Source organism: Streptomyces sp. CO7 (assembly GCF_053474865.1).
The window spans coordinates 1-442 of the sequence record NZ_JBRIOU010000113.1 but is presented as its reverse complement, the minus strand read 5'-3'; the positions used below and the strand labels follow the sequence as shown (position 1 = coordinate 442).

The following is a 442-nucleotide window of genomic DNA, read 5'->3' as shown; positions in this document are numbered from 1 at the left end:
AGCGCGAGCACCGAAGGCGTCGTCTTGGCGTCCAGGGCGAGCTTCCAGCACTCGGCGGTTTCGACCGCGTCGGCCGGCCGGAAGACGTTGAGGTTCGGCATGGCCCGCAGCGAGGCCAGGTGCTCGACCGGCTGGTGCGTCGGACCGTCTTCGCCCAGGCCGATGGAGTCGTGGGTGCCCACGTGGATCACCCGCACGCCCATCAGAGCGGCCAGACGGATCGCGGGACGTGCATAGTCGGTGAACACCAGGAAGGTGCCGCCGTAGGGGATCACGCCGCCGTGCAGCGCCATCCCGCTCATCGCCGCGGCCATGCCGTGCTCGCGCACGCCGTAGTTCACGTAGCGGCCCGCGTAGTCGGGCGCATCGAGGATCTGGGTGTTCTTGACGAATGTGTTGTTCGAGCCCGTCAGGTCGGCCGAGCCGCCGACCAGCTCGGGGA

1 pseudogene is annotated in these 442 nt (G+C 69.2%); it reads right to left on the bottom strand.

The annotated features are described in order from the left end of the window. Positions 1-442: pseudogene (locus ACOV8S_RS31355) on the bottom strand (transketolase); the annotation flags it as partial.